This window comes from Veillonella sp. HPA0037, assembly GCF_000411535.1.
Lineage (GTDB): Bacteria > Bacillota > Negativicutes > Veillonellales > Veillonellaceae > Veillonella > Veillonella atypica.
Genome location: NZ_KE150483.1, coordinates 1,299,600 through 1,309,206, shown reverse-complemented (window position 1 = coordinate 1,309,206; position 9,607 = coordinate 1,299,600). Strand labels below are relative to the sequence as shown.

3 protein-coding genes are annotated in these 9,607 nt (G+C 39.7%); all 3 read left to right on the top strand.

Annotated elements, in window-relative coordinates; all coding sequences use genetic code 11:
• Window positions 1-2,334 (top strand): YadA-like family protein (locus tag HMPREF1477_RS06035; protein ID WP_016476207.1); only part of this gene is annotated, 2,334 nt, incomplete at its 5' end.
• A 97-nt stretch (window positions 2,335-2,431) separates the two neighbouring features.
• Complete coding sequence (locus HMPREF1477_RS06030) at window positions 2,432-3,235, top strand: hypothetical protein (protein ID WP_016476206.1); 804 nt, start codon at window positions 2,432-2,434, stop codon at window positions 3,233-3,235.
• 751 nt (window positions 3,236-3,986) lie between these two features.
• Window positions 3,987-9,607, top strand: a 5,621-nt coding sequence (locus HMPREF1477_RS09645; protein ID WP_255325120.1) for an ESPR-type extended signal peptide-containing protein, incomplete at its 3' end; no start/stop codon positions are given.

Sequence of the window (9,607 nt, the reverse complement as noted above, 5' to 3'; positions counted from 1 at the left end):
GGTAAAGATGGCATGACTCGTATCGTTTACGAAGATAAGGGTGGTAAACAAGAGGTTGCTACACTTAACGATGGTTTGAAATTCACTGGTAACAATGAATCTACTGTAAATAACCATAAACTTAATACACTTGTAAAAGTTCAAGGTGAAGGTACAAAAGAAAGTACTGTAGTTGATCCTGCAACAGGTAAGAAATATGTAGTACTGTCTGATGGTACGACTAAATTCGAATCTGCTAAAGACAACATCGCAGTAGAAGCGGATGGTACAGATACATTAACTGTTAAGTTGAACAAAAACCTCAAAGGTTTGAACAGCATCCAACTTGGTGGTAACACTATTCAAAGTAATGGTGATAACATTACTTTCACAACTAATGGTGGCACTACAAAAACTGTAGCTACTACAGATCAATTGTGGACAATCCAAGCTAATGGTACTGATGTTCCTGCTAAATCTGGCAAGGTAAATCTTGTAGCTGGTGATCATATCACAATTACTCCTGATGCAGCTAATGGCAAAATGACAATCAGTGCAACTGGTTTTGGTTCTATGGATGGATTCAATGTGAAAACATCTGCAGAATCTGCTACAGTAGGTACTCATGCTGGCGATACAACAGAAAACATCAAAAATGGTAAAACTGTAGATATGCAAGCTGGCAAAAACTTGATTGTTACTCAAACTAATGACGGTAATGGCAACACAACTGTTAACTATGCATTGAACAAAGATGTTGATCTTGGTACGAATGGTTCCTTGAAAGCGGGCGATACTACTGTCAATAAAGATGGTGTGACAATTGCTAATGGTCCTTCCATTACTAAGACTGGTGTAGATGCAGGCGATAAGAAAATCACTAACGTAGCTGATGGTGATGTAAATGCAACATCTAAAGATGCAGTTAATGGTTCCCAATTGAAGAAATACACTGATGCAGCGAAAACAACAGTAGAAGCTGGCGATAATAACGTTAAGGTTGATACTGATACTACAGCAGCAGATGGTCATACTAACTACAAAGTATCCTTAAAACCTGTTGTAACTATTGGTGATACTCATAAAGTTAAAATCGATGGTCAAACTGGCGACATCACTGGTTTAACAAATGTAGATCTTACTGATCCTACATTTGCAACTAAGGGTCGTGCAGCAACTGAAGAACAATTGAATAAAGTTCTTACTGAGGCTAAGAAAAAAGCCGTTGAAAAAGTACAAGCTGGTACCGCAGCTGCTGGTGATACAAATATTGCTACAGTAGCTCCAAAAGCTGGCGATACATTCGGTGCAGCTGGTGCAACATATGAAGTGTCTGTATCTAAAAATGCTGTTAAAGATGCTGCTAAAGAAGCTGTTAAAGTAACTTCTGCAAGCCCTGCTATTACAGTAACTGCTGATACATCTGTAGCTCATGAAACAACTTATAAAGTTGGTTTCGATGGTAATCAAGCTGCAACTCAAATTCCTTTAACATACAAACAAAACGGTGGCAGTGCTCGTACAGTTAAATTGTCCGATGGCTTGAACTTCATTGATGGCACAAATACAAAAGCTCGTACAGCTGCTGATGGTAAAGTTACATTTGACGTAATGGGTGATCTAACAGGTATTACATCCATCTCTAATGCTGCTGGTGGTCCTAAAATGACATTCGGTGGTAACTCCATCAATGTAACAAATGGCGATCTTAACATGGGTGGTAAGAAAATTACTAACATTGGTAAAGGTACAGATCCAACAGATGCGGCACGTGTTGGTCAATTGACTAAGGTTACATCTAACAACCACTCTGTTGTAATTAATAAAACTACAGATGCTAATGGTGCTCCAGTTTACGACTTGGCAGTAACAGGCACTCCAGGTGCTCCTGCAGCTGACCCTCGTGTAGATATGCTTGGCGAAGAAATCGGTCGTGTAGGTGCTCAAGGCGCAGCTCTCTCCGCATTGAAACCTATCCAATACGACCCATTAGAACCAACTCAAATCATGGCTGGTTATGGTAACTACCGTGGTAACTCCGCAGTGGCTCTTGGCGTAGCTCATTACAAAAATGAATCTACATTAATCCATGGTGGTGTATCCTGGGCTGGTGGTTCTAGCCACATGATGGCAAACGCTGGTGTAACTTGGAAAGTTGGTAACCGTGATAGCGAAGCTGCTGTAGCAGATCGTTATCGCAAAGGCCCTATCAGTTCCGCGTATGCAATGCAACAAGAAATGGCAGCTATGAAAGCTCAAAATGCCGGATTAAAAGGCGAAGTATCTGACTTGAAAGCAGAAAATGAACAAATGAAAGCTCAAATTGCTGCAATGATGGCAAAATTAGGTTTATAATTTGATAGATTAAACTTTCACAGATAACGGGAAGAGGGAACTCGATACCGAGAACCCTCTCGTCCCTTTTGGTTCGACTAAGAAAAGAGGAATAGATATGAAAAAATCTACAATGCTTGCTTTCACAGCAGCAGTATTAATGAGCGCTGCATCCCTTACTGGTCACGCAGCCAGCGCACCTACATATGATGATGTATTAATTGTTAAAAACCCTGTAATGACGCCACAACTCGGCTCTGTTGTACTCGTTCCTGTAGCGAGCCCACAAACGGTGGCAGCTGTTCATGATTATGTGAAAGCTTGGCAAAATGCAGAAATCAACATTGCAAAAGCTAAGGTTAAATACGATGATCATAAACAATTGACGAAATTTGAAAAGGTTTGGTTGCATTCTTATGACAAACATAACTATGCTGACTATTTCCGCACACATTCCATCGGTCGTGTGCATGGTCAAGAAGTGTTCATGAACTGGAACGGTGAAAATCGCAACAAAAATGAATACGAATACTTTGATATGCCAAAATACAATGAGCAAGATGGTTTCACCAATAGCTATGGGTACAATGTACTTCGTGGCATGGTAGACCAAATCAATGCAGTTATCCAAGAGCAAAAGAAAATCGGCGGTCCTATGACTGACGAAGAAGCACAAGCGTTGGAAGACTCCATTTTGGACATCATGGCTCATGATCAAGAACATGTAAACAATGATGAACTTCGTCACTACATGAACGAAACAATTTGGTACGCCGCAAAACAAACGGTGAAAAACAAAGCTAGCGAAGAACCTCAAGCTGGTGATGACCACGAAGTAGACCTTCGCGCAGCAATGGCTAATCCGCCTGTAGATCAACCTCAATCCCGTAAAGTAAACTTACGTGATGCTATAGGCAAATAATCTGGCTGAACACTAAATTATAAATCCATATGGCCCTTATAGGCTCTCTAATCCCACCCCCCTTTCTTCTATAGGGGCCATAATAAAAACGCTCACACTGTGAGAACGGACTTTTGAATTGAATGCAATTTTGAAAGTACCGTCCCATAGTGTGGGCGTTTTTTGGTGCATAAAATATGGTTTATAGTAGATCCATAGGTTCATTTTGTGTGTAGTTTTATTTGGAATACTAGCATATATTAATAGATATATATTAATAAACCATAAAATTTAGCATTATACAATTTAATGTATTGAATTGATGAATGTCTTATAAATACAGTATTTTACTGATTAATCGTGTAATTTCGATTTATTAAATTTATAGAATAGTGGCGTTGGTTAAATACCTTATTTTGTCTGATTTTATATTATTTAACATATTTATAAACTAAAAAGAACTGTGACTTATATGAAAAGTATATGAAGAAAATGTCGCTGAGTACGCTATAAACATAGTTATAGCGTACTTTTTGATAAATGTGATTGTTTTTACACATACATATAAATTTCAGTTTATTTTCATCTAAAATATAAAATTTCATTAAATAAATAGGCGTAAAAGTATTTACAATTAATTAATAAATTGATATTATTAAGTTATCCTATATGAAGTGTGTGTGAATGAGAGAAAAACCACTCTTCATGAAGTGAACTAAAGTGTAAAAGTTACATTTTTCATGTACTTATGAGAAAGGGGTTCAAAGGTTTTATGAATAAGGTCTTTAAAGTCGTTTGGAGCAAATCCAAGGAATGCTACGTTGTAGTTCCTGAAATTGCGAAAAATAATAGCGGCAAAAAGAAAGTCCTAGCTAGCGTATTGGCTGGTTTAGCGCTTGTTGGCGTTGGCGCACAAATGGGTACGCCTGTAGATGCCTATAGAAGTCCTGATGGCAGTGTAAATACTCAAGATAGTCGTATTAATATTGCAGCTAATGCTAAACCTAGTAATAGTGTTGGCGTTAACTCCATCGTTGTTGGTTACCAAAACACAACTGATGATCAAGATGGCACTACGGCTCTTGGTGCAAATAACCAAGCATATGGTAATTCTGGCTTAGCTGTAGGTAATCAAAATGAATCTAGAGGCGGTGCTTCTACTGCTATCGGTGCTGGTAATAGAGCAAGTGGCGCTGCAACAGTAGCTATTGGTAACGTAAGTAATGCCAATGCTAAAAGTGCTATTGCAATCGGTTCCTATAACAATGTTAACTATACAAAAGGTACTTGGGCTACAGCACCTTTGCAAGCTGGAGCGTACTCTACAGTAGTTGGTAACTATTCTAGTGCGACTGGTAGAGAATCAGCTGCTATGGGTGTATATTCCAATTCTGCTGGTCCTGGATCTTTTGCAGCTGGTTATAAAGAAAATGCATTGGGCCAAAACTCTGTTGCCATCGGTTCTGAAAATACATCCCATGTAGCTGATACAATCACATTAGGTCAACAAAATAATGCAAAAACAATGGGTGGTATCTCCATTGGTAAAAATAACTTGACTGATTCTTCTAATGATGGTCGAAATGCTGCGAATACTAGAGATGAAAACTCTCAAATCGCTATCGGTCGTGACAACGTTGCAACTCACCTAGATACGATTGCTATCGGTCGTGAAACAACTGCATCTGGTTCTGGATCTACTGTAGTCGGTGCTCGTGCAGAGGCTTCTGGTGACAATTCTATTGCTATTGGTCAAAGTGGTAAAGGTTCTCCTAAAGTAATTGCATCTGGTGTAAACTCCATCGCTATCGGCATGCAATCTCAAGCTACTGGAGAAGCTGCCATCGCTGAAGGTGCTGGCTCTCGTGCAGGTGGTAAATATGGCGTTGCATTAGGTCGTACAACTAAAGCGAATGCAGAAGCTGCTACTGCATTAGGTAATGCAGCAGAAGCTAACATTGCCAATGGTGTAGCACTAGGCTCTAGCTCTGTTACAACAACAGATAAAGGCGTTAAAGGTTACAATCCTTCCGATGACCATACACGTCATTACAAAAACTTAGCTAATAATGTTCGCACAGCTACTACGGCTGCTGTATCCATCGGTAATGGTAGTACATTGACTCGTCAATTGACAGGCCTTGCTGCTGGTACTGCTGATACAGATGCTGTTAACGTAGCTCAATTGAAAAACGTTGGCGTTGCGTTGACTGGTAATACTGGTTCCAGCGACTTCTTGGCTGACGGCGGTAAATTGAATGTTCGTGGTGAAGGCCGTGTATCCGCAGCTGTTGCTGATGAAAATACTAAAGACTCCAGATTGACTTTGACATTTGATGACAAAGGCATGGTGAAAGCTGGTAAAAACGTTACTGTTGATGAAAAAACAGTTGATGGTCGTACTACATACACAATCAACGCTGCAGACGCTGCTGCAAAATACGATTTCTTAACAAATGCTAAGGCTAACGGTGGTAAATTAGATGGTACTGCTACAGCAACTAAAGTTGAAAGCGGTCAAACTGTTACCTATGCAGCTGGTAAAAACTTAACAGTAAAACAAGATATCAACCAATCTGCAGGCGAACAAACATATACATACTCTTTAAATAGTGATCTTGGTGGTATTACTTCCATTACTAACAATGGCGGTCCTACAATGCACTTTGGTGGTGACAACATCAGCATCACTGGTGGTAACCTAGATCTTGGTGATAATAACATCACTAACCTTAAATCTGGTGGCAATGTAATCAATAACGCTGCTAACATCGGCGACGTAACTCGTATTTCCAAAGCTAATGACTTGCATGTAGCTCCTACAGCAGGTACTAACAATAACGTAGCTGAATACACTGTAGACGCTAACAAAAAGGTTACATTAACATACCAAGATGGTAATGGCAAAACTGTTAACGGCCCTAAAGCAGTTATCGACTTGAGCGGTTTGAAAACTGGCGATATGAGCTCCTTCAACGTGAAATCTTCTGCTACAGAAGGTAAGGTTGCACAAGGTTCTGCTGGTGTTCAAGAAATCCGTGACGGCAAAACTGTGGAAATGCAAGCCGGCAAAAACATGACCATTAAACAAACTAATAAAAATGGTAATGCAGCTGTTGAATTTGCATTGAACAAAGACATCGATTTGACTCCAGATGGGTCTATCAAAATCGGCGACACTAACATCACTGACAATGGTTTGACTATCAACGGTGGTCCTTCCATTACTAAAACTGGTATCAATGCTGGTGGTTTGAACATTACTAATGTAAAAGCTGGCGTAAATGATAACGATGCAGTTAATGTTAGCCAATTGAAACAAGTTCGTGCTGATGAACGTCACATCAAACCTGGTGAATACGCAGTTGATAACAACGGCAAAGTAACAATGACTTACCTTGATGGCAACAACAAGGACGTTCCTAACGAAACAGCTGTTATCACAGGTATTGCTAAACAAGATCTTTCCAATATCAACAAGGGTGGCGAAACAGTTATCCAAAATCTTGCTAAAAAATCCATCGATATGGAAAATGGTAAGAATACAAAGGTGAGCAACCGTGAAATCAATGGCGTTAAAACTTTCAAAGTAGACGTTGAAGGTGATTTAAACGACATTACATCCATCACAAACAAAGCTGGCGATGGCAAGGTTGTATTCGGTGGTAACCAAACTGTTAACGTAGCAGGTGATCACAACATTAACTTGAATGCTAAAGTTGGTGACATCACTGGTTTAACTAACGTAACTTTGGATGCTCCAGATTTCGCTAAAAAAGGTCGCGCCGCTACTGAAGAACAATTAAGCATCGTTAATAACGGTTTCAATAACACAGTTGGCTTGACTGGTAACACAGGCGCTACTGATCTTCAAAAATTGAACCAAGCTGGTGGCTTGAGCTTTGGCGTAATTGGTGCTAACAATGGCCAATACATCAAAACAACTGCATCTGGCAGCAACGTAGCTGTTGACTTGTCCGATGAAGCTAAAGGTAAATTGAACAATACTGTAGAGGTTCGTGGTAAAAATGCTGCGAAGGTTACTTCTGTAACAGAAAATACTGTTGACGGTGGTAAGAAAACAATTTACACAGTAGACGTTGATAATGTAACACCTACAGCTGCTTCTACTGAAAAGGTGAAAGCAAAAGCTGATTCCAGTAGTTCTACAGATAAAAACATTGCTAAGGTTACTCCTCAAGCAGGTGACCAATATGGCGACGCTGGTGCAACTTACGAAGTAAACGTATCCCGTAACGACGTAAAAGACGCAGCTCGTGAAGCGGTAACTGTAAATACTACAAATACAACTAACAACCCTATCACTGTGACACCTGTACAAGATGAAACAAACCATAACACAACTTATACAGTAACATTCGATGGTAACAAAGCGGCTACTCAAATTCCTTTGACATACAAAGCGAATGGTCAAAATGCTCAAACAGTTACATTGGATAAAGGTTTGAACTTCGTTAACGGTAAAAACACAACAGCTTCTGTAGATGCTGAAGGCGTTGTTAAATACGATGTGAATAAAGATTTAGTAAACATCAATTCCATTTCCAACACTACAAATGGTCCAAAAATGGAATTCGGTCCTAACTCCATCAACATCACTAATGGCCCTATCAACATGGGTGACCAAAACATTACTAACCTTAAATCTGGTGGTGATGTTATCAATAACGCAGCTAATATTGGTGATGTAAAACGTATTTCTAAAGAAAACGATTTACACATTGCACCTACAACATCTAATCGTCAAGGTGAAACTACTACATCTTACGCTTACGATGCAGCAAGCAAATCTGTAACATTGAAATATAACGATGGTAATGGCGCAACTCAAGCTGGTACAGTAGCAAAAATTGACTTATCCGGTTTGGCTGATCAAATCAAAGACGGTTATTCCTTCTCTACTGACGCTAAAGGTAATGTAGTTGGTAACCATGCTGTTACACCTGTAGCAAATGGTAAAACTGTTTCTTATGCAGCAGGTAAAAACTTAACTGTTGCTCAAAATATTGATAATACAACTGGTGAACATACTTATACATATGCATTGTCCAATGATGTTGATTTAACACCAAATGGTTCCTTGAAAATTGGTGACACAATTCTCAACAATGGTGGTTTAACAATTACAGGCGGCCCATCCGTTACTAAGACTGGCATCAACGCTGGTAACTTGAACATTACTAATGTGAAAGCTGGCGTAAACGATACAGACGCAGTTAACGTTAAACAGTTGAAAGATGCTCGTACAGTTGTTACATCTAACGATAACTCCGTAACAATTAACAAAACTGAAAACGGTAACCAAGTGACTTACGACTTGCACGTGGCTCCTGGTGCTGCACAATCCGTATGGAATGTGAAATCCACAGGTAACACAACTGCTGATTCTGAAACAGCTGCTAAAACTATCTCTGATGGTAAAACAGTTGAAATGGCAGCAGGCAAGAACTTAACTGTAAAACAAACTAGCAACAACGACGGTGCTAAGGTTGAATTCGACTTGGCTAACGATATCAAGATTGGTAACGACGGCAAAGACGGTAGAGACGGCGTTGACGGCAAAATCGGCGTAAACGGTAAAGATGGTTCTTCCGTTGTGATCAATGGTAAAGACGGCTCCATCGGCTTAAATGGTAAGGACGGCAAAGACGGTCTTACTATGAAGGGCGAAAAAGGCCAACCTGGCTTAAACGGCAAAGATGGCATCACTCGTATTGTTTATGAAGATAACAACCATGATAAACATGAAGTGGCTACGTTAGATGATGGTTTGAACTTCACTGGTAACAACACTGATACAGTGAACAAACAAAAATTGAACAGCTTAGTAAAAGTACAAGGTGAAGGCGTAGATAAAAATACATCTGCTACATTCAAGAGCGCAGCTGGTAACATCAACGTAAAAGCTGATGGTACAGATACTTTAGAAGTTCAATTGAACAAAGACTTGAAAAACATCAACACAATTAAGAACGGTGGCAATGCTACTTTCACAATTGGTGGCGATAACTTTGCATTCAATGGCGGCAACGTAAGCATCGGTGGTAATAACATTACTAACCTTAAATCTGGCATTGTAAATAACAATGATACAGATAACACAAATGCTGCTAACATCGGCGACGTTAAGACTATTTCCAAAGCTAACGACTTGCACATTGCTCCTACAACATCTAATCGTGCTGGTGAAACAACTACATCTTACGCTTACGATACAGCAAGCAAATCCGTAACATTGAAATACAACGATGGCAACGGCGCTAACCAAGCTGGTACAATCGCAAAAATCGACTTGTCCGGTTTGGCTGATCAAATCAAAGACGGTTATTCCTTCTCCACTGACGCTAAAGGCAATGTAGTTGGTAACCATGC